The following is a 24,794-nucleotide window of genomic DNA, read 5'->3' on the forward strand; positions in this document are numbered from 1 at the left end:
CTGACTTCAGCTCTCTTTCTGCTTCAGGGCCTCGGCGAGTCCCGGCGCCTTCCGGTCCCGCTCGGACATCGATGTGACCGGCAGCGGCCAGGGGATGGCGAGCTCCGGGTCGTCGAAGGCGATCGTCACGTCCTCGGCCGGATCGTGCGGGCGGTCGATCCGGTACGAGGTGTCGGCGGTCTCGGTCAGCGCCTGGAAACCGTGCGCGCACCCCGCCGGGATGTACAGGGTCACCTGCGTCTCGCCGGACAGCTCGAAGAAGGCCCGGTTGCGGTAGGTCGGCGACTCGGGCCGCAGGTCCACGACGACGTCGAAGATCCTCCCGTACGAGCACCGCACCAGCTTGGCCTCGCCTGCGCCGGAGCGCAGGTGCAGGCCGCGCAGCACGCCCCGGACCGAGCGGGACAGGCTGTCCTGAACGAAGGCGTCCGGGTCGAGGCCCACCGAGCGGACCACGTCGGCGTCGAAGGTGCGGCAGAAGAAGCCGCGCTCGTCGGCGTACGGCGTCGGCTCGAACAGGTACGCGCCGGAGATCTCCGGGACTGCGGTCGCTTTCATGAAGCCTCCTGCCGGGCGTGGGCGTTGGCGTCGTCGGTCGCCGGGAACAGGGCCGAGGTCAAGGCGGTGAACTGGTGCTCAAGTTGCCGGACGGCGACCAGGTTCCGCTCGGTGAGGGTCCGCCGCAGCTCCGCCGATCTCTTCTCCAGTGCCCGGAACTGCTCGAGCAGCCGGTCGGCGTCGACCTCCCGCGCCGGGTGGCAGTACGCGCCAAGGCCCATCTCCGCCATGAGCGCGTCGCTCTTCGCCGCGTAGCAGAGAGCGAGCACCGGCGTACCGGTCTTCAGCGCGCAGATCAGGTTGTGGTATCGGATCGCCACCACGGTGTCGGCAGCCGCCATCTCCTTCATCAGGTCGGCCAGTGAGGACGGCTCGGCTGCGGTGACCAGCGGCGAGTCCACCGCGTCGAGGATCGCGGCGACCACCGACGCGTCGCACGCGTCACCGGTGAGCAGCCGGACAGCCCTGCCCTCCTCGACGAGCGCGCGGACGAATCGGATCGTCCCGTCGAGGTAGCGCCGGTGTATCTCATCGGCCCGGGCGCGGTCGTCGTTGCCGCCGTGGAAGTCCATGACGCCGACGCAGACCGGGCCCGGCGGGGCCGACGGGTCCGAGGGCGCGCTTGCCCGCGGCGTCGGCAGGGCGAATGCGAGGTCCGGGTAGACCTCGTCGCGCGCGGTGTCCACGCCCATCGCCCGCATCGCGTCGCGGGACGGGGCGTCCCGGTACGACCGGTACGCGGCCAGCCGCGCCGACCAGCGCACCAGGGTTCGGGTCGGCCGGTTGCCGATCGCGGCGGCGCCGACGCCGACCAGCGCGACCCGGGTGCCGAACAGCCGGCCGGTCGCGCAGAGCAGGAACAGCGAGTACGGGAAGCCCCACGGCCGCAGCGGCAGCGTGGCCTCCAGGACGCCCATGCCCGGCACGATCACCACGTCGTGCCGGCGTACCCAGGCAGCGGTGCGGACGGCGTCGACGAGTTTGCCCAGACCCTTCGCCGCGATCGCGCCCGCACGCGACGCGGTGCGGTACTCCCCGCGGTACCAGTGCAGCCGCGTCGCGGGGATCCCGAACCGGGTCGTCACGGCCTCGGGTCCGCCGCACAGCGCGTCCACGACCGCCGCCGGGTGTTCGGCACGGAGGTACCCGAGCACGGCCTCGAGCGACCCGTCGTTGCCGAGGTTGCCGGAGCCGAGCAGGCCGAACACCCCGACGCGCACCGGGGTTTGGTCCGCGGACGTCATGCCTGCCTCCCCTCTCGGCCGGCGACGAGGGCGTCGACGGAGACCGTGAGCAGGCCCGGATCGACCGGGGCGCGGTCCTCGATCCGCTCACCGGCGCCCGGCCGGACCCGGCTGGTCATCCATGCGGTCAGGTGGCGGTAGCACGCGCGCCGGTCGGCCGGGGACAACGGCGACCGCCGGATCGCCGAGGTGAAGCCCCAGATGTACTCGGCGAGCAGCCGGGGCGTCGGGTGCAGCGGGCCTGCCCGGCGCGGGTCCAGGTTGACGCACCGGGAGCGCTTGGAAGGGTTCGCCCGCTCGGCGCGGGTGGGGTGGTCGCGGCGGAAGTACAGCAGCTCCGGCACCTGGTGGAAGGGCCCGTGCAGGGTGATCTCGGCGACGTACGTGCGGTCCGCGTGGTGGTAGCTGTCCATCGGTTTCACCCGGCGCAGCGTGTCGGCCCGCATCACCCCGTAGAAGTCGTCGCCACCCGGCTCGAACAGCAGACTGCGGAAGCGCTCCGGCGCGTGCGGGGAGTCGGTGGCGAGCCCGTACTCGTAGGGGACCTTCACCTGGCCGTCGCCGTCGATGACCGCCTGGCCGGTGTGCGCGAGGATCACGTCCGGCCGCTCGTCCAGCGCCTCCACGCAGCGCCGCAGCAGGTCCCGGCCGTACAGGTCGTCATGCGAGGCCCACTTGAACAGCTCGCCGCGGGACTCGGCGAACACACGGTTGTGGTTCGGCGTGGCGCCGATGTTCCGGGGCAGCCGGAGGTACCGGATGCGCGAGTCCTTCGCGGCGTACGTGCGGCAGATCTCCTGGGTCCCGTCGGTCGAGGCGTTGTCGGAGATGACCAGCTCGAAGTCCTCGTAGGTCTGGCCGAGCAGGGCGTCGAGCGACTCGGCCAGGTACTCCTCGCCGTTGTACACGGGCAGACCGATGCTCAGCCTGGGTTGGGCGGTCATGAGGTCCTCACTTCGGGGATGGGATTGCGGTGGCGCTCGCGCAGGGCGGACCGCAGTTGCAGCCACCACACGGCCGAGCCGCTGACGGTTGCGGCGGCGACGCCCCAGGCCGAGCCGACCGTGCCGGCGGCGGCCGCCCCGCCGAGCCCGCCGCTGACATAGCAGGCGGAGGCGAACAGCTGGCAGCGCAGGCTGCGCCGGGCCGCGCCGAGCGCGCGCAGCCCGGCCGCCGCGCCGGTGCCGAGGCCCGCGCCCGCGACGCCGAGGGTGACCGGCACGATGAGCTCCGAGGCGGAGTGCCAGACACCGCCGAGCACCAGCTCGCCGAGCCGACCAGGCATCAGCAGCAGCGCCGCGCCCCAGAGCAGCGCGCCGGCGGCCTGCCCCCCGCCCAGCAGGAGGCAGAACGAGCCGAGCCGGTGCGGGGCCTGCCGTAGCACCCGTGCCGCCTCCGGGACGGTGACCAGTGAAAGCCCCATCAGCACCGCCAGGAACGGGCCGAGCAGGAGCTCGGCGCCCCGCACCGCACCCACCGCGCCGACCCCGACGATCGCGCCGAGCCCATACGCCCGCAGCTGGCTCGCGCCACTGAGGCTGACGTTCTCGACCAGGTACCGGTAGCCGAGATCGCGCTGCTCGCGAAGCCACCCGCGTGCCTCGGTCATCCGGGGCCGGATGCCGGACTGGAGGCAGCCGTACCCCGCCGCCACCGTGGCGGACGCGCCCCAGGCGAGCAGATACGCGGCCACGCTGCCCACACGGGCCGCCACCACCATGGCCGGGACGAGCGCGATGCCCCACACGAGGTCGTTGACGAACGCCTTCCGCCCGGTGCCGGCGGCGAAGAACGAGAACCGCCAGGCGTCCTGGAGCAGCAGCCCCGGCAACATGACACCAAGGGCGGCGAATGCGGGCCCCACGCGGCCGCCGAGGCCGAGCCCGGCCACCAGACACGCCGCGCCGATGGCCGCACCGACGCCGAGTGCGGTACCCGTCGACCGAGCCACCGCCCCGCGCCAGGACGCGTCCGGCACGCCGCTGAAGCGCACCACGAGCGGATCGGTGGCCAGCCCGCGGGAGACGTTGAGCACCACGCCGTACGTCACCCAGGCGAGGCTGAACACGCCGAAGGCGGTCACCCCCAGCGAGCGGGCCACGTAGATGCCCACCACGAAGTTGCTCACGCTGGAGGCCGCCTGGTCGGCCAGTCCCCAGGACAGCCGACCGACGAGGGCCCGCCTGGCGGATCCGGCCGGTGGCGCCTTTGTCTGCGGATTCTCCCCCTCGGTGGTCATCGGCGTCATACCTTGATCAACCCGGCGCCGTGCAGGGCGCCGGCCGCGGCGGCGACGGTGTCGAACGGCAGCCCGGACCGCTCGGCGACATCCAGCAGACTGTGCTCGCCGTCGGAGAGGCTGAGCACCCAGAGCATGGCCATCTGGGCCTGCTTCGCGTCGCTGCGCCCGCCGAGCGAGTCGTACAACCCACGTCGGCCCAGCTGCGGTTCGCCGTAGGGGCTGAGGTTGACGTACCGCCGGTTGCGGTCCAGCACGGCGAATGCCTCGCGGCAGACGGCGAGGGTGTCCGCCATCGCCTCCGGGGAGACGAAGTCCAGGTTGTCCGCCGAGGTGTGATACTCGGGGTACCCGGCGTACGGGGTCCGGCTGAGCGAGCCCACCCCGAGATCGAACCCGGGCGAGCAGAACTGCCGCTCGTCGTAGCCGTACGGAGTGAACTCGGCGACGCGGTACGGGCGTTCGGAGGCGGCCAGCACGTGCCGCATCACCCGGTCGATCTCCGCGTCGCCGCGCCTGCTCTGCTTGTACGTCAGTTGGCCCGAGTCGCCGGCGCAGGCCAGCACCAGCCCGTGCTTGACCCGGTCCACCCGCTCCGCGTTGCGGGCCAGCCAGGTGATCGCCCCGATGGTGCCGGGCGCGTAGATGAACCGGTAGGTGTAGTACGGCGTCTGCTGTGCCAGCGTCCGGGCCAGGAACGTCGCCACCGCGATGCCGGCCAGGTTGTCGTTGGCCAGTGACGGGTGGCAGACGTGGCAGGAGACGATCACCTCATCCGGGACCTGACCGGGAATCACATGCTCGGCGTAGGTGAGGTGGCCGTCTTCGAGCGTGGAGTCGATGCGTACCTCGTAGTCGCCGTCCGGCAGCGCGTCCAGGGTCTCCTGGGCCAGGCAGAACCCCCATTCCGGCTTGTAGTAGCTGGTGCGGTACGGCACCCAACTCGGGTGGTCCGGCAGGGTGTGCAGGTGTCCGCGCAGCTCGGCCAGCGGCATGGTCGCCGCCACCGGCACGCTGTAGCCGAGCACGTGCAGGCTGGACGCGGCGAAATCGACGACCCGGTTGCCGGCGGTGTCGGCGATGTACGCGTCCCGGATGTTCCACTCCTGCGGCACCGTCCAGTCGAGCACCTGAGTCCCGGTCGGCACCTCGTGCACGTGCAGCGGGACGTACTCGCCGACGATCTCCAGGGTGGCGCGCACACCGTCGCCGGTGATGCTCCGGCACAGCGGGTACAGCCGTTCCACCAGCGCGTGCATCTGCTGGCCGATCTCGGTCATCGGCGCCACCGCAGGGTGTCGTCGACGGTGCCGGCGTCGGACGCCGCGCGCAGCACGGCGAGGCGGGTGAAGCGTCGCTCGAAGTCCTCCCGTGTCAGCCCGAACTTCCGGTAGGCGTCGGCGAGTTCGAGCGCGCCCTGCTTCACCGACCACTCGCAGTCGAAGCCGGGGATGGCGGCGCGGAACCGGGAGAAGTCCACCCGGTACGACCGCGGATCGGCACCGGTCTCCCCGGTGATCACCACCTTCGCGCCGTCTACCGCCTCTGCGACCTGCTCGGCGATCTCGGCGACCGTGACGTTGTTGGTCTCGCTGCCGATGTTGAACGCCCGGTCGTGCACCGATTCGCGCGGCGCGGTCAGCGCGGCCGCGAAGGCCCGTGCGATGTCCGCGGCGTGCACCAGGGGGCGCCAGGGGGTGCCGTCGGAGAGCACCAGCACCTCGCCGGACAGGAGTGCGTGGCCCACCAGGTTGTTCAGCACGATGTCGGCGCGCAGCCGGGGCGAGTAGCCGAAGGCGGTGGCGTTGCGCATGAACACCGGGCTGAAGTCGTCGTCGGCCAGCGCGTGCAGGTCGTCCTCCACCCGCACCTTGGACTCCGCGTACGGTGTCACCGGACGCAGCGGGGCGTCCTCTGCCACCAAGTCGTCGCCACCGGCGGCGCCGTAGACCGAGCAGGTCGACGCGTACAGGAAGCGCCGCACTCCGGCGTCGCGGGCCAGCCGGGCCAGCCGCACGGACGCGTGGTGGTTGATGTCGTAGGTGAGCTCCGGCGCCAGCGCTCCCAGCGGGTCGTTGGACAGGGCGGCCAGGTGGATCACGGCGTCCACCCCGGCCACGTGCTCGGCCGTGACGTCGCGCAGGTCCACCCGAGGCCCCGGCGGGTCCGCGGGCGGCGGGCCCAGCACGCAGTCCGCGAACAGGCCGGCGTCAAGACCGACGACCTCGTGCCCGGCGGCCGCGAGGACCGGGGCCATCACGGTGCCCAGGTAGCCCTGGTGTCCGGTGAGCAGTACGCGCAAGGTTCAACCCCCCAGGTTGAGAGTAAGTTTGGTGACGGCGAACGCCTCGGCGTAGCGCTCATGGCATTCGATGCCGCGGATCCGGGCCAGCCCGAGGAAGGCCTCCCGGTCGTACCAGGGCCGGTGCCGCTGCGAGGGGTAGTGCTCCTGCAGCAGCCGCACCTTCTCTTCGGCGATCTCCGGTGACAGCGGCTGGTACGCCGCCGGACGGCTGAGATCGCCGTCCCACTTGACGATCTCGTAGCCGAGCACGAGGTGGTCGCGGAATGCGGTGGGCAGCAGCTGCGCCAGACCGCGGTGATCCTGGTGCGCGTCATCGGTACGCGGGGCGAGGATCAGATCCGGGTCGGTCTGCTCGCGCAGCTCCTCGACCGCGGCCTTGGCCTCCTCCCAGTGCGCGGGCATCCGGCCGTCCGGCAGCTTGAGCACGGTCAACCGCAGGTCGGCACCCGGGCAGAAGGCGGCGAGCGCGGCCCGCTCCTCCTGCTCCCGCTCGCTGCCACCGCCGGAGAGCACCAGCGCGTCCACGCGGATACCCGGCCGCGCGAGGCACAGCGTCAGCAGCGTGCCGCCGGCGCCGATGGCGATGTCGTCGCAGTGCGCGCCCACCGCGACGATCCGGTCCAGGGGTCCGGCCCCGAGCCGAATCACGCCCTCACCCCCGCGTTGTCCCGTTCCCACACGGCCCACGGGCGGTCGCCCCGGGCGTAGGCGTCGTCGAGCGCGGCCCGCTCCTTCACGGTGTCGGTCGGCTTCCAGAAGCCGCGGTGCTGGTGCGCCACCAGTCGGCCGCGCTTGGCCAGTTGGGCGCATCCGTCAGCGACCAGGTCCCCGTTCTCCGGGATGTGGTCGAAGACCTCCTGGCGGAGCACGAAGTAGCCGCCGTTCTCCCACAGCGGCAGTTCGCTCACCGCGGTGATGCCCCCCACCAGGCCGTCATCGCCCAGGTCCACGCAGTGGAACGAGGACTGCGGCGGCACCACCATCATCGACGCACCGGCGTCGCGCCGGGCGAAGTTCTCGATCATCTCCGGCAGCGGGGCGTCGGTGAGCACGTCGGCGTAGTTGGCGAGGAACATCTCGTCGCCGTCCAGGTGGTGCCGCACCCGGCGCAGCCGCTCCCCGATCGGTGACTCGATGCCGGTCTGCGCGAACGTGATCGTCCAGTCGGCGATGTCGGTGGACAGCAGCTCGGTCTTCCCGCCCCGCAGCACGAAGTCGTTGGACGTCGTCTCCTCGTAGTTGAGGAAGAAGTCCTTGATGTGGTGGGCGCCGTAGCCGAGGCACAGGACGAACTCCGTGTGCCCGAAGTGCGCGTAGTAGCGCATGACGTGCCAGATCAGCGGTCGCGGCCCGACCATCGCCATCGGCTTGGGCATGTCGTCGGAGGCTCCGTTGCGCATCCGCATCCCGTAACCGCCGCAGAACAGAACGACCTTCATGACTTGGCCTCGACAATGCTCAGTTCCGGGATGGGAAAGACGAGGCGGCCGCCCCAGTCGTGCACGAAGGACAGTTGCTCGACCAGCTCGGCCCGCAGGTTCCACGGGAGGACGAGGACGTAGTCCGGCTTGTCGGCGGCTATCTGCTCGGGCGACAGGATCGGGATGCGGGTGCCCGGGGTGAACCTGCCGTGCTTGTAAGGGTTGCGGTCGACCGTGTACGGGAGCAGGTCGGGCCGGATGCCGCAGTGGTTGAGCAGGGTGTTGCCCTTGCCCGGGGCGCCGTAGCCGACGACCGTCTCGCCGCGCTCGGCCGCCTCGATGAGGAACCGCAGCAGGTCCCGGCGCACCGTGGCCACCCGAGCGGAGAACTCGGTGTACCCGGACAGCTCCTGGAGCCCGGCGGCCTTCTCCCGGTCCAGCACGTCGGCCACCCTTCCCCGAGCTCTCGGCTCCGCTCGAGCAGGGGATACCCCATTGGTCGGCTCGCCGGCCACCTCGGCCGGCCGGGCCCACAGCCGGATGGAGCCGCCGTGCGTGGGCAGCAACTCGACGTCCACGAGCGTGAGTCCGCCGCTCGCCAGCGCCCGGGCCGCGGACGCGACCGTGTAGTACTGGAAGTGCTCGTGGTAGATCGTGTCGTACTGGTTCTCCTCGATCAGTGTCAGCAGGTGCTGCACCTCGATGGAGACCCAGCCGTCGTCGGCGACCAGGGCGCGCAGCCCCTGGGTGAACCCGACGACGTCGGGGATGTGCGCGTACACGTTGTTGGCCACGACCAGGTCCGCCGGGCCGTGCTCGGCGCGGACGGCCGAGCCGGTGGCCGGGTCCAGGAACTCCGTGAGCGTGGGCACACCCGCGTCCCGCGCCGCGGCGCCGACGTTCACCGACGGCTCGATGCCGAGACAGCGGATCCCCCGGTCCACCACGTGCCTCAGCAGGTACCCGTCGTTGCTGGCGACCTCGACCACGAAGGCGTCGGGGCCGAGACCCACCCGCTGTACGGCGTCGGCGACGAACGTGCGCGCGTGCTCCACCCAGGAGGTCGAGTACGAGGAGAAGTACGCGTACTCCTTGAAGGTCTCCTCCGGCGTGATCAGCGGAGGGATCTGCGTCAGCCAGCAGTCGGTGCAGACCCGCAGATGCAGCGGGTACGCGGGTTCCGGCTGGTCCAGTTGGTCCGCGGCGAGAAAGCTCTCACATGGTGGCGTCGCCCCAAGATCGACGACGCTCGCCATCGCTTCCGAGCCGCAGAGTCGGCATCGTGTCATCTACTGTCCCCATCCCCCCCGCTCGCGTGGGTGTCCCCGTCGCGAGCCAGTGCTTGTGTCCCCTACCGGCGGCGGGCTGTCCCCGCCCCGCCGGACCGACCCGCGATCGCGGTGCGGTACCCCTCCACCAGGCGCTCCAGCCCGACGGCAGGGCTGAAGTCCTGCTCGTAACGGCGCCGGGCCGCCTGGCCCATCTCCCGGTTGCGGGCCGACTCGGCTGTGACCTGGCGCAGACAGGACGCGAGCGAGGCGGGCTCGCCCGGCCGGTGCAGCAGCCCGGTCACCCCGTCCTCGACGAGTTCGACGAAGGCGCCGTGACCGGCGGCGACAGCCGGAACCCCCGCCGCCATCGCCTCCACGACCACCAGGCCGAACGCCTCCAGCCACGTCGAGGGAGCCACCACCGCGACCGACCGCGCGATGGCCTGCCGGCACTCCGCCGGGTCGTACAGGCCGACGTACCGCACGTCGTCCCGGCCCGCCGCCCAGGCGGTCATCTCTCGCTCCAGTGGCCCCGCCCCGGCGACCACGAGCGGCACGCCCACCCCGCCGTCCGCGGCGATCTCGTCCCACGCGGCCATGAGCAGCCGCACGCCCTTGACCTCCGCGAGCCTGCCGAGATAGAGCAGATGCTCACCGCCGCCCGTTCGGCAGGCGCCCGGGTCCGGCACGAAGTTGTGCTTCACCGCCAGCCGCTCGGGTGGCATGCCGGACCGCACCAGGACGTCGCGCTGCGCCGCGGAGATGCAGAAGAACCGCTCCACGCCGGACCACCACCGCCGCCGGTTGACCGACAGGCTGACCGCGAGCGGCACCGTCGCCAGCCGGGAGCTCCGGTAGCAGCCGTGCCGGACGGCGGGCAGCGGCGCGGACCCGACGCACTCGGTGCACGGCCGGCCGTCCCGCTGCAGCGTGCCCGGCGGGCAGACCTGGGTGTAGTTGTGCAGCGTGGCGACGGCGGGCACGCCGGCGTCGGCGCAGGCGGCCAGCACCGCAGGCGACAGGAGCGGGAAGACGTTGTGGACGTGCACCACGTCCGGCCGCTCGGTGCGAAGCCGGGCGGCGAGTTCCGCGCGGACCGCCGGGTTCCACGGCACCAGCAGTGGCACCGCGGCCTTGCCCAGGAGGGACCGGGCGGCGATGTCGTCGCTGCGCCGCTCGAACACCTCGACCCGGTGGCCGGCCGCGCGCAGCAGCTCCACCTCCTGGTCGACGACCTTGTTCTCTCCGCTTGGCTGCGCCGAGGCGTAGCGGTTGTGCACCACGAGGACGTGCATGCTCAGATCACCTCCGATCTCCGGGCCCATCGCGGGACGCGTCGTCGAGGGACGTCGGGCGTCGAGAGGGGCGTGGCCGCGGCAGGTGCCGCCAACAGTGAGGCGGCCACGGCCAGATGCAGCAGATACGGCGAGGCGTCGCCAAGCCCGGCCTCGGTGTACGACGCGATCGCGCAGTAGCTGATCAGGAAGATCGCGCAGGCCCTCGACAGCGACGGTGGCCGCAGCAACGCGACGCCGCCCAACACGATGATGATCGCGGCCACCAGGGCGACGCCGGTCATACCCTGCTCGTGGTAAACGGCCAGCCAGCTGTTGTCGATCGGCAGCCCGCCGAACGACTTGTCGCCCAGGCCCATGCCGAACAGCTGCTCCGAGGTCGTCCGGGGGGCTGCAAGGAGGGCGTCCCAGACCTTGGCCCGACCGGTGAGGTTGGAGAAGTTCTCCTGGCTCTGCCCGCGCAGGAACCACGCCTGTAGCGCGGAGGCGAACACCACCGCGGCCACCGTGGCGCACAGCACCGCCCAGGCGAAGAACCGGCGGGCGGCGGCGCTGGTCATGATGAGTGAACCGATCGCCAGCGCAAGGCCGATGAACAGGCCGAGCGTGGCCGTCCGGGTATGGGTCAACGCGAGCAGGACGAGTGACGGCACGATGACCACCGCCGCGCCGGCCTTGTCGGTCCGACGGCCCAGTACGAGCAGCACGGTGAGCCCGATGATCACCGCGGCGTACTGTCCGATCTGCGGCGGGGTGAGCGGCCACAACGCGCCGACCAGCCGCCCGCCGTAGAGCTCGGGCATGGCGGCGCCCGGTGAGATGACCGCGCCGGCGGCCACCGACCCGAGGACCACGAAGTACATCCGGATGTGGTGCCGGACGAACGTCAGGCTGCCGTCCCACCAGCGGCTGAGCAGCCACAGCGTGCCGACGAAGAGAGCCAGCCGGGCGCAGCGGAACAGCGCGCCGAACCCGGACTCCAGGTTCGCGCTGGAGATCACGCTCGGCACCAGCAGCAGGGTGAGCAGGAACACGAAGGCGCTGGCTCGGATGCGCAGCCGGAGATTGACCGCGAGCGCCAGCGCGAACGCGGCGACCAGCGCGCCCATGGTGACCATCTGGATGAGGGAGCGGGGCAGCGGGATGATGGTCTTCGCCCCGGCGGAGCCGAGCGTGTTGAGGACCAGCAGCCCCCAGACCGTCCCGACGATCTTCGACGAGTGGTCTGTGTTGGTGTCCGCGGACCTCATCTCAACCACCGTCCCGTGCGCGGAAGGTGCTGCCCGCGTCCTGCTGGTACGGCGTGCCCTGCCACTGCCCGGAGTCGAGTAACCGGCTCGGGTCGTGGGCCACGAAATTCCATGGTCCGAGGTAGACGTTGTCGTGCCAGCGGTTGTGCTGCTTGCGGGTGATCGCCTCGGCCACCCGCTCGCCCTGGTAGGGCGACCAGTCCGGATAGGTGCCGTAGTTGGCAAGCACCGCCATCCGGTCGCACTTCACCGTGCACTCGACGACGGACTTGTCCAGCACGAAGCGGTTGTCGTGGATGTCCACCCGCTGGGTCTTCCACCGGCAGTCGGCATAGAGCGGTGCGGTGGCGATCGCCGGCCGCGCGCAGCGGTCGGTGTCCTTCACCAGCAACGTGCAGTCACCGGACGAGGTGTTGGCCGGGCTGTTGCAGAACCGGTCGGCGTTTTCCCACAGGGTGATCCCGGACCAGTTGTTCTCCAGCACGTTCCGGTAGATCTCGATCTTGTCCGTGCGGGCCCGGATCCGTGGTTCGCCGCCGGACTCGGACAGGTAGATGGTCGCGAGCGGGAAGCTGTCGCCGCGGTCGGCGTACCTGCGGCCCTCGACCCAGTTGTTCCGCCGGATCGTGTTCTTCCGGATGACCGCGTTGTAGCTGGTCTCGTAGATCAGCGCGGCACCGTCGTTGGCCTCGAGCACGTTGTCCTCGATGCGGAAGTCGTTGTTGTTGGTGTCCGCCCACAACCCGGTTCCGCGGTTGTCGTGCACCCAGTTGCCGCGTACGTCGGCGCCGTTGACGGCCCAGAATTTGACGCCTCCGGTACAGCCGCAGCCCTTCCGCCGCCGCTCCCAGTCGCCGGTGTTGTTGCCCACGATCTCGTTGCCCTCGACCACCAGGCCGCTGATACGGCCGGTGGCCTTGTACGCGTTCATGCCGTACTGACCGTTGCCGCGCAGGCAGCTGGCGCGGACCCGCTGGCGGGCACCGGCCATCAGCCCGGCGCCGGAGTTGTTCTGGATCGTCGTGTGCTCGATCACCCACCCGTCGGCCGAGTCATGGTTGACCACGCCCTCGTTATGCGGCGCCACGAAACGTTGCACGGTCAGGTAGCGGATGGTGACGTCGCGGGCCGTACCGCCGAACGCGTACCGGTTGGTCTTCCGGCCGTCGAGCACCGCGCCCGGTGCGCCGAGGTAGCGGTTCCCCTTCTTGGGGATGACCTGGGCGTAGCGGTCCGGATCGAGCCTGTGCTTGCCCGGCCGAAGCCAGAACGTGGTGTTCGGGGGGCTGCTCTTGGTCTTCGCGGCCAGGTCGCCGACCACCGAGGGGTTGACCGTCACCGCGCCCGCCGGCGCCTTCGCAGGACCGGCCGCGGGCTTCGCGCACACCCGGGCCACGGATCGGGCCGCGGCCGTGGAGGGCCCGGCCTTCGGCTCCGCCCCGGCGCCCGACGTGCCCACACAGCCGGTCGCCAGCAGCGCCAGCGCCAGCGGTGCCGCCGGCAACGCGCGGTGCCGCCACTTGATCCCCACACATCCTCCCTAGCCGCGGAACCTGAGTACGGTGGTGAACCCCTCCACGCCGTCGGCGAAGCCGGTGCCGACCAGCGTGGTGGTGGGTTCCTTGCGCCCGAAGCCCGCGGAGTACCAGCCCAGCGGTGGGTCGGTCGCGCCGCGATGCGCCCGCCAGGACAGCTGTCCGGGCAGGTCGAGCACCGCGGAGCGGTCCTCGCCGTCCCGGGTCCAGGTGAGCGCCGCCCGGTTCCCCACCAGGTCCGCGGCGATCGCCGGGCCGAGGTGGAACGCCAGGCGCACGGCCCGGCGATCGCCGCGCACCTCGTCAACCACCCGCAGCTCCTTGGCTGCGGCCGTCAGCTCCACCCGGCGCCGGTGCACGGAGCGCTGGTAACCGTCGTGTTCGGCGCACCAGCGGGCGGTCCCCCCGTCGGAGGCGTCGGATGCGTCCGCGACCAGGACGCGGCTGCGGGCATGCCGGGTCCACAGGAACGGGCCGCCGGAGACGGACTGGTCGCCGCCATCCACTTGCAGGGTGTTGTGGCCGAGGGTCGACCGGAAGTACTGCCGCCATTCGGGCTGCCCGTGGTAGCAGAACGTCCCCGGGTCGGCGAGCACGTCGACCCCGTCGTGCCGGACCTCCACGGACAGCGCGTCCGCGTGGGCATGCGCGGCGATGGACAGGAACCCGTGCGGACCACCGTCGCAGCGGCACCAGATCTCCCCCGGACCACGCAGGATGGTAAGCCCTGCGTCGGCGAAGTGGGCCGGTCGGCTTGCCGGGCGGGACACGGCCGGTGCGGTTCCATTTTTCGAGTACGGCCGGATGAGCGCGGCAAGCAGCGGGGTGCGGACATCGGTGCCGGTCACCGCCGGCCACCAGGCGAGCCGGCCGAACACGGCGTCCCCGGTGGCCAGCAGCGAGGCCCAGCGGTCCGTGCCCGCGCCGTCCACGACCAGACCGTGCCCGTCGTCCGCGTCCCCCTGGCGCGGCGGCCGCAGCCGGCTGTCCACGATGGCCGCGAGCGCGTCGGTCATCCGCAGCAGCACCAGCCGGAGCGACGCGGGGACCGGCACGCCGGCGGCATCCGCCTCGGCCACCGCGGTCAGGCCGAGCTCCAGCACCAGTCCGTGGTACTCGGTGGCCAACTCGCGGTTGAGGCCGGAGCCGAAGGTGTTGCTGCGCAACTGCCGCTCCAGCGACCGCAGCGCGCCGGTTCGCCAACGCGCCGAGGAGGGGAACCAGCCGAACGCGACGGCTGCGGCGAACTGCCCGGCGGCCTCGGCGATGACGTGGTTGTTCGCCGAAGACCCCCGGCTGGGGAAGGCGGCCAGCCAGCGCTGGTGGTGCCAGATCTGGTTCAGCGCCACCGGGTTGTCCTCGAACAGCCCGGCCGCGCCCGGCCAGCCGTCGAGCAGCCGGCGGATCCACACCCAGGACAGCAGCCGGATCCCCAGCTCGATGCCGCTGGTCCAGTGCACGCCGCGCAGCGGCGCGTTGGCCGCCCACCACGACCGCAGGTGCTCGGCCACTCGCTCGGCGTACCGCTCGTCCCCGGTGATCGCGTAGGCGGCGGCGAGCACGGTGAGGTACTGATGCCGGGACAGCTCCCAGATCTGCTTGATGTCCCCGACCGCGTCCTCGTTCCGGTACGGCACGTCGAAGGCGTAGCCCCACGGAGCCCGGCGCCCGGTCTTCGGGTCGTACCACCAGTCCGGGTCGGCCAGGTCGTCGCGGTCCACCCCGAAATACTCGGCGTGCCCGGCCATCAGCCGGTCCGCCTCGGCGATGAGACGTTTCGTGGCGTCCGGCGGCACCGCGGCGATCGTCCCGGCGGGCAGTACCGCGGTGAACCGGGTGCCGGTCACGCTCGGGCAGTCCGGCAGCGCCGACCGCCACCGCCGCCTGCGCACCGCGTCGCCCACCCGGCCGCCGACCTCCCGCGGTCCCATCCGGGACAGCCGCCGCAGGTACCAGCCCGGACTCCCCGAGCTCACAGTCATCGCGTCCTCGCCAACGTCACCGGCGCGCCGCCGACCAGGCCTGCCTGCACGGCGAGGGTGGCCGCCGTGGTGGCGACCAGCGACTCCAGCGGCACCGGCATCGGCCCGCCGGTCCGCACGGCCTTGATGAACGCGGCCAGCTCTGCGGACTGGCCCTTGTCCCGGGCCTTGGGCAGCCGCGAGCTGACCCACCGCTTACGGCCGTAGACCGAGGCACGGACGAAGTCGTCGAGCCGCAGCACCTTGCCGTCCGCGACGAGGTCCAGCGTCTCCTTGGGGAAACTGGACGGACCGGTGGTGACGTAGCTGATCGTGGCGGTGGACCCGTCCGGATAGCGCAGCACGACCTGTAGATCCTCGTTGCCGGGCGTGGCGACCGCATGCACCGATACCGGGTCGGCATCGAGCAGCCAGCTCACCGTGTCGATGAAGTGTCCGCCCTCGCCGGCGAACCGCGAGCCCTCGGTGCCCTGTTGGAGGTACCAGCTGCCGTGCTCAAGGCGGCCCGCGTTGACCAGGTAGCGGACGCTCGCCGGACCGGTCCGGGCGCCGAACCGCTTCCTGGCCTCCCACAGCAGCGGCGCGAACCGGCGGTTGAAGCCCACCTGTAGCCGGTCGTTGCCGGACTCCTCCACCGCCGCGAGCACGCCGGCCAGCTCGTCCTGGTCAAGCGCCAACGGCTTCTCCACGAACACCGGCTTGCCGGCCCGCAGCGCCCTTTGGGTCAGTTCGGCGTGCGAGCTGTGCCGGGTGACCACGAACACCGCGTCGATGGACTTGTCGCCGAGCACGGCGTCGAGATCGGTGGTCGCCTCGGCGAAGCCGAACTTCCGCTTCGCGTTGGCCGCGGACAGCGCCGTCGTGGTGACGACCGTGGCCAGCTCGACGCCGTCGCGCCGTTCCAGGTGCGGCAGCAGCATCGACGTCGCGTAGTTTCCCGCGCCGACGAACGCCAGCCGTACCGACGCATTGGCGTACCGGGCCGGGGTGGATACTCCGCCGCTGCGTCGCACCGCGGGCACGGCCACCGCCGGGGCCCCCGCTTCGGCTGTGTGCTCGGGGTGCCCGGGATACCGGAACAGCACGGCCACGGCCTTCAGGTCGCCGTCCCTCAGGCGCTGGTACGTCTCGACGGCGTCATCGAAGTCGGCTGTGTGGGAGACCAAGGGCTCCACGTCGACGCGGCCGCGGGCGAGGAGATCGAGGAAACACGCCAGATTGCGGCGCTCGGTCCAGCGCACATAGCCGATCGGGTAGTCCCGGCCCTCGAGCTCGTACTCCGGGTCGTAGCGCCCGGGGCCGTAGGAGCGGGAGAACCGGACGTCGAGCTCTTTCTCGTAGTACGCGTTCCACGGCAGGTCCAGGCGGCACTTGCCGATGTCGACGACCCGGCCGCGGTCCCGGCTCAACCGGGCGGCCAGCTCGACGGGTTGGTTGCTGCCGCCGCCGGCGGCCAGGTACACCTGGTCCACGCCGTGACCGCCGGTGAGTTCGGCGACGGCGGCTTCCACGGCCGCGGAGGCGGGATCGCCGCAGGCCGCGGCGCCCAGGCGCTCGGCGAGCTCGCAGCGCACCGGGTCGGGGTCGACCCCGATGACGCGGACCCCCGAGGCGGCAAGGAGCTGCACCACCAACTGCCCGATCAGCCCGAGGCCGATGACCAGCGCCACGTCGCCGAGTTGCGGCTCGCCGCGGCGGACGCCCTGCATCGCGATCGACCCGACCGTGCCGAAGGCCGCGTGGCGCGGCGCGAGACCGTCCGGCACCGGGGTGTAGAGGTTCTTCGGCACCCAGTTCAGCTCGGCGTGCAGCGCGTGCTCATTGCCGGCGCAGGCCACCAGGTCGCCGACCTTCACGTCGTCGATCCCGGCGCCGACCTGCTCGACCACCCCGCACAGCGAGTAGCCCAGCGGCGTGTACGAGTCCAGCTTGCCCATCACCTTGCGGTAGGTGGCGGGCAGCCCGTTGGTGGCCACGCTCTGCACGACCTTGGCCACCTGGTCCGGCCGGGAGCGGGCCTTGCCCAGCATCGACATGCCGGCCTCGGAGACCTTCATGAGCTCGGTCCCGGTGGAGATCAGCGAGTAGGCGCTGCGGACCAGCACACCGCCCGGCTTGCACCCCGGCACCGGCACGTCGAGCACCGCCAGCTCGCCGCTCTTGTAGTTCTGCACAACCTGTTTCACCCGAACTCCTCTGATTCCTAAGCCGTTAACCGAGTGCTCTGGCCGGACCCAGAGGTCGCGCCGCGATACCAGTACTCGAGGGTCAGCACATGCCATAGATGCTTGGAGAAGTCCCGCTGCCCGGCGGCGTCCTCGGCGACGAGCCGTGCCAGCGCGTCGCGGCGCAGGAACCCGGAACGGACGAGCACACCGTCGTTCACCACCTCACGCACCAGCGGCGCCAGATCCCGGCTCATCCAGGCGCGCAGCGGGGCGCTGAACAGGCCCTTGGGCCGGTACACGATCTCCCGGGGCAGGACCGAGGTGGCCGCCTCCTTGAGGACGGCCTTGCCCTGCCGTCCGACGATCTTGCGATTGCCGGGCACGGCGAACGCCGCCTTGACCACCTCGACGTCCACGTACGGCACCCGCACCTCGGTCGACGCGGCCATGCTCGACCGGTCCGTGTACGCAAGGTTCAGGCCCGGCAGGAACATCCGGGCGTCGCCCAGGCACATGCGGTTGACGAAGTCGTCGAGGTCGTTGTCCTGGTAGATGTCCGCATGCTCGGTCAGCACGTCCTCGACCGTCCCGGCCAAGTCCGGATCGACCAGGGCGAGCAGCTCGTCCTGGTCGTACATGGTGTAGCTGCGCCGGAACGCGGTCTCCTCCGGCAGATCGGCGAAGGAGAGGAACCGCTTCGCGAAGCGCACCGACCGGTACCCCCGGCGGGCCGTGGCGACCGGCAGCCGGTCCACGGTCGCGGACAGGCCGCGCCGCAGGGGCCGGGGGACGCGCTGGTAGCGCAGCGCGAGCAGGTTGGCCAGGTGCTTGCGGTAACCGGCGAACAGCTCGTCGGCGCCCATCCCCGAGAGCATCACCTTGATCCCGGCCTCCCGGGCGGCCGAGCAGATAAGGAAGGTGTTGATCGCGGCGGGGTCGCCGATCGGCTCGTCCAGGTGGTACGTCATCTGCGGCAGCAGGTCGAGCACATTCGGAGCGATCTCGATCTCGTGCAGGTCGACGCCGAACCGCTCGGCCACCCGCCGGGCATAGCGCAGGTCGTCCGGCATCGCCTCGAACTTGGCGTCCTCGGCGCGGAACCCGATCGTGTAAGCGGAGATCCCGGGTTGGTGGCGAGCCGCCAGCGCGGTCAGATAGCTGGAGTCGAGACCGCCGGAGAGGAAGGTCGCCACGGGTACGTCGGAGAGCAGGTGCTGCCGAGTCGACTCCTCGACGATGGCGGTGACGTCCGGCTGCTCGCCGTCCGGGGCCCGCTCCCGGGCCTCGGCGGCGACGTCCTTCAGGTGCCAGTACCGGCCGCGTTCCACCCGGCCGTCGGGCCGGCATCTGAGCCAGCTCCCCGGCGGCAGCTTCTCCGCTTCGCGGAACGCGCAGCGCGAGTCCGGCACCCAGTAGTACAGCAGCGAGGCCACCAGCGCCGCATGGTCCACCTCCAGTGACCCGCCGGTCACGGCGGCGAGCGCCTTGAGCTCGGAGGCGAACACCAGCCCCGCACCGCGCCGGAGCAGGAACAGCGGCTTGATGCCGAGCTGGTCGCGGGCGAGCACCAGGTCACCGGTTCGCTCGTCGAAGATCCCGAACGCGAACATGCCGCGCAGCCGGGGCAGGCAGTCCGTGCCCCAGCGCCGCCAGGCTTCAAGAAGCACCTCGGTGTCGGAGGTACCGCGGAAGCGCACCCCGGCGGCTGCCAGCTCGGAACGCAGCTCGGGCGCGTTGTACAGCTCGCCGTTGTACGTCAGGGCGAGGCCGCCCGAGACCATCGGCTGGGCGCCGGTCTCGGACAGGTCGATGATGGCCAACCGGCGGTGCCCGAGGTGCACTTCGCCGTCACCGGCGGGGTGGCTGTACCGGCCCGCCCCGTCCGGACCGCGGTGGGCGAGGGTATCGGTGAGCCGGTCGGTCACGACCTTCCCGTCCGGCCATCGGTACGTACCTGCGATGCCACACATGTCCTACCGCGCCTCCTGGTCGTTGCCGGGGACTCGTGCGGCCCACATCGGCGGCCGCTCCGTCCGCCGTCGGCCCATCTCGTTCTGTCGGGCCAGCCGCTCGTTCTGGCCGCGCAGCGCGATGTGCAGCCCGTCCCACAGCGTGCCGTCGGTCCGGTCACGCGGATCGGGGTCGATCAGCACCACACCGATCACCGGAATGCGCTGGTCCGCGAGCTGCCGCGCCACGGTGTGCAGCCATGTGGCGCTGCCGTGCCCGGCACGCACGACGAGCACGGTCTGGTCACCGAGGTACTGGAGGTCGGTCCACGCCGTGCCGGGCGCGACCGAGCCGACGCCGAGCCGGCGCACCTGACGCGGCATGGCCGCGGCACGCTCGCCGCTGACCACGGCCGGGTCTCCTGGCTGCTTGCGGCTGTTGGCGAGCTGCGGGCCGGGCAGCCCATCGATGATGACCACGGGCCCCTCCGCCGCCAGTGCCCTGGCGACGTTCAGGGCGATCACGCTCGTGCTGCGCGCACAGCCCAGTTCCAGCAGCGACACCGGTTCCGCGGAGCCGCGCACGGCGCGGGCCAGGGTCGTGGTGAGCCGTTCGCGTGCCGCCCGGGTCCGTCGGCGCTGCCACAGCCCGGCCGGCCGGCGGGGCGTGCGGCGCAGCTCCGCGATGACCGAGGCGCCCAGGTTCGACGCGATCTCCCGGCGCAGTACGGGGCGGTCCGCCACCACCGCGCCGACCGCGGCCACCGCGAGCCCGAGGACCAGTCCGAGGACGAGCCCGATCGCCGCGTTGGTGGCAGCGGCCCTGGGCAGGGAGTGCCGCACCGCGCGCGGGGCGTCCACGATCTGTGTGCCGGCGATGAGCTTGGGCGTGCCGATGCGCGCCTCCTCGGCGCGCTGGTCGAAATCGGCGATCCGCGAGTTGAGCTCGGCCCGGCGGGCGAAGAGCGACTCGATGCTCGCCGACGCTTTCGGGTCGCTCTCCGGCGATCGGTCTCCGATCGCCTTGTTGACCTTGGCGAGCTCGTCCCGCATGCGGTCACGCTGGTCGAGCAGGGCCTTGGCCTCGGCTTTCGCGGTTTCCCGCATCCGCTTCACATGGTCCGCGACGAACGCGTCGGCCAGCGCCTTGGCCCGGGCCACCGCTTCCGCGTCGCTGTCACCAGTCACATCGATCTGGAGCAGGTTGTTGGTCAAGCCGGTACCCCGGTAGTCCCGTATGAAGTCTTCCGGGTTTTCCGGGGACTTGAGGGACCGCAGGGCCTTGCCGGCGATCCGCGTGGTCCCCAACAGTTCGACGTCGGTGCGGATCAGCGTTCCGGTGTCGTTCGGCTGGTCGTCCTGATGCGCGACCAGCACCTTGGTCACCGCGGAGGGCGGGGGCGGCATCAGGACCGTCACCGCCGCGCCGACCAGCAGCCCCAGCAGCGCCATGGCGCACCAGAGGCGGCGGCGCCTGCGCACCGCCACCACCAGCGCCTGAAGGTCGAAGAGCGGAGTGGCGGCCGACGACTCCGACGTCTTGCTCGTCGTCACACTGAACCTCCCCTCGCGTCGTCGCCCACCGCGAACGCCGGCGTGGCGTGATGCGGGGGACGGCCGGCAGTCCGCGTGGGGCGGGCCCGGACCGTGCCGGCGACGACGATGCCGACGACCTCATGCCTGCCGTCCGCACACGCCTCGGCGATGCCGGCGAGCTCCCCTGCGGTCCAGCTGCCCGCACTGAGCACGACCAGGGCACCGGACTCGGTGCCGCGGTCCGGCACCAGCGGCCGGGACACCGAAACCTCCACCACCCGCAGCATGGGGTAGCCCCTGCTCGAAGAGGTGGGGGAAGGATCGCTGTCGGCCTCGGCGACGAGCTGCCCGGCGGCCCGGCGGGCGATCTCGTCGCCGTCCGGGACGACAACCAGCAGCCGCCGGGGGGCCGGCAGCCGGTCCCGGAGGCGAGCACACACCTGCCGGTAGCGGCTCTGCCTGCCGACCTCGCCGCCGGACGGCTGTGGGGTCGGTAGGTCCCACCGGGTGTCGACGCCGAGGAGCCAGCGGATCCAGGCCCGCGGGCCACGGCCTCTTGGCCCGCGCGCGGGCCCTTCTCCCGGCACGTCGACGGTGCCGAGGAGCACCGAGCCCAGCGCCGCGGCGATCTCCGGTTCGGTGCGCAGTCGGCGGCTGGCCCGTGCGGCGGCGAGATGGCCGATGACCGCGAACAGGAAGAACAGCAGCGCCCCGGCGACGATGAGTTGCATCCTCGTCGGCGGTGCCTCGCCGGTCGGCCGGGCCGCCGGCCCCATGACGACCATGTTGGCCTTGTTGGTCGCCGGGTCGGCCTCGTCCAGCTTCTTCATGGCCTCCTGGAGCGCGGTGCGCAGCTTCTCGAGCTCGGTGCGGGCCTGCACTCCCTCCACGGTCTGCCCCGGATCGGCCGCATCGGCCAGCTCGGTGATGCGGCGGCTGGTCTGCACCACCATCTGCCGCAGTGCCTCGGGCCGCGCCGCCGCTTCGGGGTCGGTGTTGTCGCCTAGGATCCGCGCGGCGAATGTGACGAACTGCTGGACCATCTGGTCGGTGAGTTGCTGGGCGCGCTCCGGGGTGTCGGCCGTGCCCGAGATCTTGATGATGTTCCCGTCGGCGGCCTTGGCGCTCACCCGATCCCGCAGCTCGCTGCCGCTGACCCCGGTCCAGCCGAGTGTGGCGGCCGCGCGGTCGACCACCACCGAACTGGTCGCGATCTCCGCCTGAGTCAGCAGCTCGCGCTCCTCCCACGCCCCCGGCAGCAGTACCGATGCCGACGTCGTGTAACGCGGCGGAAACAGCAACGAGGTGCCGTAGCCGACGAGCGCACCCACCACGGCGAGGATGGTGAGAAGCCGCCAGCGCCGACGGATAATCCGCCCGATCGTGACCAGGCGTATTGCGTCTTCACTCAACGGCGCGGCCTCCGCCCTGCCCGGTACGGGTCGCCCGCCGACACCGGAGCGTGGTCACGGCAGGCAGCGGCGTAGGCGGCGAGCAGCGACGCCTGCGAGTTCCGCCAGGAGAGCGGCCCGCCGATCCGCTCCTGGCCGATCTTGCCCATCCGGGCCCGCTTCTCCGGATCGTCCAGCAGCACGGTGATGAGCTCGGCGAACTCGGCCTCGTCGTTGGCGGCCGCGTAGACGGCGGCGTCACCGGCGGAGACACGCGCCTCCCGGAGGTCGAACGAGACGATCGGCCGGCCCATCGCCATGTACTCCAGGACCTTGTTCATGGTCGATACGTCGTTGAGCGGATTGCGCGGGTCGGGGGAGAGGCACACGTCCGCGGTGGACAGGTAGCGCACCAGGTCGGCGTCCGGAACGCGCCCCGTGAACTGCACCTGCTCCGAGAGCCCGAGCCGCCGCGACAGCTCCACCATCGCGTCGAAGGCGTCGCCGGAGCCGACGAACACCGCGTGCCAGTCGGTCCGCCCGAGCTCGTCGCGCAGCTTCGCGAGGGCCCGCAAGGCGTAGTCGACGCCGTCCTGCGGGCCCATGACGCCGAGGTAGCACAACAGATGAGGCTTGCCGCGCTTCAACTCCGGCTCGGGCGGCACCGGTTGGAACCGTTCGATCGCGGGCGCGCTGCGCACCACGAAGACGTCCTCCGGCCGCTTTCCGCCACGGCGTATCGCGACGTCCCGGTAGCTCTCGTTCGTGGCGAGCACGACGTCCGCGGCCCGGTAGGTCCGCCGTTCCAGCGCGCACACGGCGCGGTAGAGCAGGTCCTCGCCGCGGTCGAACCGGGAGAGGTACAGCTCGGGTACCAGGTCGTGCTGGTCGAAGACGAACCGCGCGCCGCGCCGCTTCAGCCACAGTGCCGGCAGGAACAGCAGGTCGGGCGGGTTGCAGGCGTGGACCACGTCGACCGGGCCGACCTTGCGGGCCAGCCGAGCCGTGTGCCACAACGCCGATCCGTACTCCCGCAGGTAGCCGGCCGGCCCTCCGGTGGCCGCGCGTAACGGGTAGCGGTGAATCCGCACCCCGTCGATCTCCGCCTCCGGCTCCGTGTCCCGCTTCTCCCCCCGGGGACAGATGACGTGCACCTCCCAGCCCGCGTCGCGCAGCGTCGTGCACTCCTGCCACACCCGCCGGTCGAACGGCACCGACAGGTTCTCCACCAGAATCAGCGCGCGCCGGTCCGGCCGGTCGCCCCTGGTCGCGTCACCAAGCAAGGCCCATGTACCCCGGTTCGGCCTGGCGCGCCTCGGCGTCGGGAAGGCGGATGAGGTCGACAATCACTGGGCCGTCGCCATGGGGCAGCGCCGACAGCACGGCCGGATCCCTGGTCCCGACCAGGCACACCTCGGCGTGCTCGAGCACCTCGTCGACGGAGTCCGCGAGCAGCTGCCCGAGGTGCGGCAGCCGGGTCTCGATGTACTCGCGGTTCGCGCCGAGCAGCCGGGAGAGGCTCACGTTGGCGTCGTAGATCCGCAGGTCGTACCCCTTGCCGAAGAGCCGCTCCGCCAGCTCGACGAGCGGGCTCTCGCGGAGGTCGTCGGTGCCGGGTTTGAAGGACAGCCCGAACAGACCCACCCGGCGCTTGCCGGTGCGCTCGACCAGCTCCACCGCGCGCTGTAGATGGTCGGAGTTGGAGGGCAGCACATGGGCGAGGATGGGCACCGAGACGTCGGCCCGCTGCGCCGCGTGGACCAGGCTGCGTAAGTCCTTGGGCAGGCAGGAGCCACCGAAGGCGAAGCCGGGCCGCAGGTAGGCGGGGCTGATGTTCAGCTTGCGGTCGGCCAGGAACACGTCCATCACCTGGTGCGAGTCCACCCCGAGCGCCTGGCACACCGCGCCCAGCTCGTTCGCGAAGCCGATCTTGAGGCCGTGGAACGCGTTGTCCGCATATTTGATCGCCTCGGCCGTCGGGACCGGCACCCGGAACACCTCGCCGGGCAAGCCGTCGTACAGTGCCGCCACCACGTCGCCGCTTGCCGGGTCGAGCTCGCCGATCACGGTCTTGGGCGGGTCGAAGAAGTCCCGCACGCTCGTGCCCTCGCGCAGGAACTCCGGGTTGACCGCGACCCCGATGTCCACCCCGGCCGTGCCGCCGACGTACTTCTCCAGGATCGGTACCAGCAGGTTCAGGCAGGTGCCCGGGAGCATGGTGCTGCGGAACACGACGGTGTGCCGGCCCCCCTGCTTGGCCCCCTCGGCCAGCGCGGCGCCGATCTGCTCGGTGACCCGCTCCAAGTACGTGGTGCACAGGCTGCCGTTGGGCTCCGACGGCGTGCCCACGCAGACCAGCGACACCTCGCTGCCCATGATCGCCTCGCGGACGTCGCCGGTGGCGCGTAACGCTCCGGTCCGCACGACCTCGGCGATGAGCTCGCCGATACGCTCCTCGACCACCGGGGCCTTGCCGTCGTTGACCAGGTCGACCTTCACCTGGTTCACGTCCACCCCGATGACCTCGTGACCCATGCCGGCCAGGCACGCGGCCGACACGCAGCCCACGTAGCCGAGCCCGAAAACACTGACTCTCATGACTCGTTCCTCCCCCCAGGCAGGCCCTCCCGGCCTGCGGTCCGCGCGCCGA

At 71.6% G+C, this 24,794-nt stretch carries 19 protein-coding genes; all 19 read right to left on the bottom strand.

Annotated features, from left to right (window positions below; translation table 11 throughout):
- Positions 1 to 6 precede the first annotated feature (6 nt).
- Complete coding sequence (gene rfbC / locus JK363_RS14195) at positions 7 to 558, bottom strand: dTDP-4-dehydrorhamnose 3,5-epimerase (RefSeq protein WP_201875222.1); 552 nt, start codon at positions 556 to 558, stop codon at positions 7 to 9.
- Positions 555 to 1,802, bottom strand: coding sequence for a polysaccharide pyruvyl transferase family protein (locus tag JK363_RS14200; RefSeq protein WP_201875223.1), 1,248 nt, complete (start codon positions 1,800 to 1,802; stop codon positions 555 to 557). The genes rfbC and JK363_RS14200 overlap by 4 nt, the downstream gene beginning before the upstream one ends.
- On the bottom strand, positions 1,799 to 2,746 hold the full coding sequence (locus JK363_RS14205) for a glycosyltransferase family 2 protein (RefSeq protein WP_201875224.1): 948 nt from the start codon (positions 2,744 to 2,746) through the stop codon (positions 1,799 to 1,801). The genes JK363_RS14200 and JK363_RS14205 overlap by 4 nt, the downstream gene beginning before the upstream one ends.
- Positions 2,743 to 4,050 carry an MATE family efflux transporter gene (locus tag JK363_RS14210; RefSeq protein WP_372444752.1) on the bottom strand — a complete coding sequence of 436 codons (1,308 nt, stop codon included), beginning with the start codon at positions 4,048 to 4,050 and terminating at the stop codon, positions 2,743 to 2,745. Before JK363_RS14210 ends, JK363_RS14205 begins: the two co-directional genes overlap by 4 nt.
- Positions 4,047 to 5,321 (bottom strand): DUF4910 domain-containing protein, encoded by a 1,275-nt coding sequence (locus tag JK363_RS14215; RefSeq protein WP_215910907.1) that lies wholly within the window; start codon positions 5,319 to 5,321, stop codon positions 4,047 to 4,049. Before JK363_RS14215 ends, JK363_RS14210 begins: the two co-directional genes overlap by 4 nt.
- The gene (locus JK363_RS14220; RefSeq protein WP_201875227.1) at positions 5,318 to 6,343 is read right to left on the bottom strand and encodes an NAD-dependent epimerase/dehydratase family protein; all 1,026 of its coding nucleotides are present in this window, start codon (positions 6,341 to 6,343) and stop codon (positions 5,318 to 5,320) included. The genes JK363_RS14215 and JK363_RS14220 overlap by 4 nt, the downstream gene beginning before the upstream one ends.
- A gap of 3 nt (positions 6,344 to 6,346) precedes the next feature.
- Entirely contained in the window at positions 6,347 to 6,994 is a 648-nt protein-coding gene (locus JK363_RS14225) for a PIG-L deacetylase family protein (protein ID WP_201875228.1), read from the bottom strand.
- A complete protein-coding gene (locus JK363_RS14230; protein WP_201875229.1) occupies positions 6,991 to 7,785 on the bottom strand; it encodes a sugar phosphate nucleotidyltransferase in 795 nt (264 codons plus the stop codon). Before JK363_RS14230 ends, JK363_RS14225 begins: the two co-directional genes overlap by 4 nt.
- Positions 7,782 to 9,056 carry a class I SAM-dependent methyltransferase gene (locus JK363_RS14235; RefSeq protein ID WP_201875230.1) on the bottom strand — a complete coding sequence of 425 codons (1,275 nt, stop codon included), beginning with the start codon at positions 9,054 to 9,056 and terminating at the stop codon, positions 7,782 to 7,784. Before JK363_RS14235 ends, JK363_RS14230 begins: the two co-directional genes overlap by 4 nt.
- A gap of 62 nt (positions 9,057 to 9,118) precedes the next feature.
- On the bottom strand, positions 9,119 to 10,333 hold the full coding sequence (locus JK363_RS14240; RefSeq protein ID WP_201875231.1) for a glycosyltransferase: 1,215 nt from the start codon (positions 10,331 to 10,333) through the stop codon (positions 9,119 to 9,121).
- Positions 10,334 to 10,335: 2 nt separating this feature from the next.
- The gene (locus tag JK363_RS14245) at positions 10,336 to 11,583 is read right to left on the bottom strand and encodes an O-antigen ligase domain-containing protein (protein ID WP_201875232.1); all 1,248 of its coding nucleotides are present in this window, start codon (positions 11,581 to 11,583) and stop codon (positions 10,336 to 10,338) included.
- 1 nt (position 11,584) lies between these two features.
- A complete protein-coding gene (locus JK363_RS14250; protein ID WP_201875233.1) occupies positions 11,585 to 13,114 on the bottom strand; it encodes a right-handed parallel beta-helix repeat-containing protein in 1,530 nt (509 codons plus the stop codon).
- 9 nt (positions 13,115 to 13,123) lie between these two features.
- A complete protein-coding gene (locus JK363_RS14255) occupies positions 13,124 to 15,100 on the bottom strand; it encodes a heparinase II/III family protein (RefSeq protein WP_201875234.1) in 1,977 nt (658 codons plus the stop codon).
- Positions 15,097 to 17,286, bottom strand: a complete 2,190-nt coding sequence (locus tag JK363_RS14260) for a bi-domain-containing oxidoreductase (RefSeq protein ID WP_201875235.1) — start codon at positions 17,284 to 17,286, stop codon at positions 15,097 to 15,099. The genes JK363_RS14255 and JK363_RS14260 overlap by 4 nt, the downstream gene beginning before the upstream one ends.
- A 17-nt stretch (positions 17,287 to 17,303) precedes the next feature.
- Positions 17,304 to 19,238: an asparagine synthase (glutamine-hydrolyzing) gene (gene asnB / locus JK363_RS14265; RefSeq protein WP_201875236.1), complete on the bottom strand. Its 1,935-nt coding sequence runs from the start codon at positions 19,236 to 19,238 to the stop codon at positions 17,304 to 17,306.
- A 3-nt stretch (positions 19,239 to 19,241) separates the two neighbouring features.
- Entirely contained in the window at positions 19,242 to 20,771 is a 1,530-nt protein-coding gene (locus JK363_RS14270; RefSeq protein ID WP_201875237.1) for a Wzz/FepE/Etk N-terminal domain-containing protein, read from the bottom strand.
- Entirely contained in the window at positions 20,768 to 22,165 is a 1,398-nt protein-coding gene (locus JK363_RS14275; protein ID WP_201875238.1) for a Wzz/FepE/Etk N-terminal domain-containing protein, read from the bottom strand. Before JK363_RS14275 ends, JK363_RS14270 begins: the two co-directional genes overlap by 4 nt.
- On the bottom strand, positions 22,162 to 23,427 hold the full coding sequence (locus JK363_RS14280; protein WP_201875239.1) for a glycosyltransferase family 4 protein: 1,266 nt from the start codon (positions 23,425 to 23,427) through the stop codon (positions 22,162 to 22,164). Before JK363_RS14280 ends, JK363_RS14275 begins: the two co-directional genes overlap by 4 nt.
- Positions 23,417 to 24,742, bottom strand: a complete 1,326-nt coding sequence (locus tag JK363_RS14285) for a nucleotide sugar dehydrogenase (RefSeq protein WP_201875240.1) — start codon at positions 24,740 to 24,742, stop codon at positions 23,417 to 23,419. Before JK363_RS14285 ends, JK363_RS14280 begins: the two co-directional genes overlap by 11 nt.
- Between the last annotated feature and the right edge of the window lie 52 nt (positions 24,743 to 24,794).

The organism is Streptomyces coffeae (assembly GCF_016741875.1).
In the GTDB taxonomy this organism is placed as follows: Bacteria; Actinomycetota; Actinomycetes; order Streptomycetales; family Streptomycetaceae; genus Streptomyces; species Streptomyces coffeae.

What these genes read in the sequence shown, in the direction of transcription:
- JK363_RS14285 (WP_201875240.1), bottom strand. Translation starts at nt 24,742, where the DNA reads ATGAGAGTCAGTGTTTTCGGGCTCGGCTACGTGGGCTGCGTGTCGGCC.
- JK363_RS14235 (WP_201875230.1), bottom strand. Translation starts at nt 9,056, where the DNA reads ATGACACGATGCCGACTCTGCGGCTCGGAAGCGATGGCGAGCGTCGTC.
- JK363_RS14240 (WP_201875231.1), bottom strand. Translation starts at nt 10,333, where the DNA reads ATGCACGTCCTCGTGGTGCACAACCGCTACGCCTCGGCGCAGCCAAGC.
- asnB (WP_201875236.1), bottom strand. Translation starts at nt 19,238, where the DNA reads ATGTGTGGCATCGCAGGTACGTACCGATGGCCGGACGGGAAGGTCGTG.
- JK363_RS14210 (WP_372444752.1), bottom strand. Translation starts at nt 4,050, where the DNA reads ATGACGCCGATGACCACCGAGGGGGAGAATCCGCAGACAAAGGCGCCA.
- JK363_RS14255 (WP_201875234.1), bottom strand. Translation starts at nt 15,100, where the DNA reads ATGACTGTGAGCTCGGGGAGTCCGGGCTGGTACCTGCGGCGGCTGTCC.
- JK363_RS14205 (WP_201875224.1), bottom strand. Translation starts at nt 2,746, where the DNA reads ATGACCGCCCAACCCAGGCTGAGCATCGGTCTGCCCGTGTACAACGGC.
- JK363_RS14215 (WP_215910907.1), bottom strand. Translation starts at nt 5,321, where the DNA reads ATGACCGAGATCGGCCAGCAGATGCACGCGCTGGTGGAACGGCTGTAC.
- rfbC (WP_201875222.1), bottom strand. Translation starts at nt 558, where the DNA reads ATGAAAGCGACCGCAGTCCCGGAGATCTCCGGCGCGTACCTGTTCGAG.
- JK363_RS14230 (WP_201875229.1), bottom strand. Translation starts at nt 7,785, where the DNA reads ATGAAGGTCGTTCTGTTCTGCGGCGGTTACGGGATGCGGATGCGCAAC.
- JK363_RS14245 (WP_201875232.1), bottom strand. Translation starts at nt 11,583, where the DNA reads ATGAGGTCCGCGGACACCAACACAGACCACTCGTCGAAGATCGTCGGG.
- JK363_RS14200 (WP_201875223.1), bottom strand. Translation starts at nt 1,802, where the DNA reads ATGACGTCCGCGGACCAAACCCCGGTGCGCGTCGGGGTGTTCGGCCTG.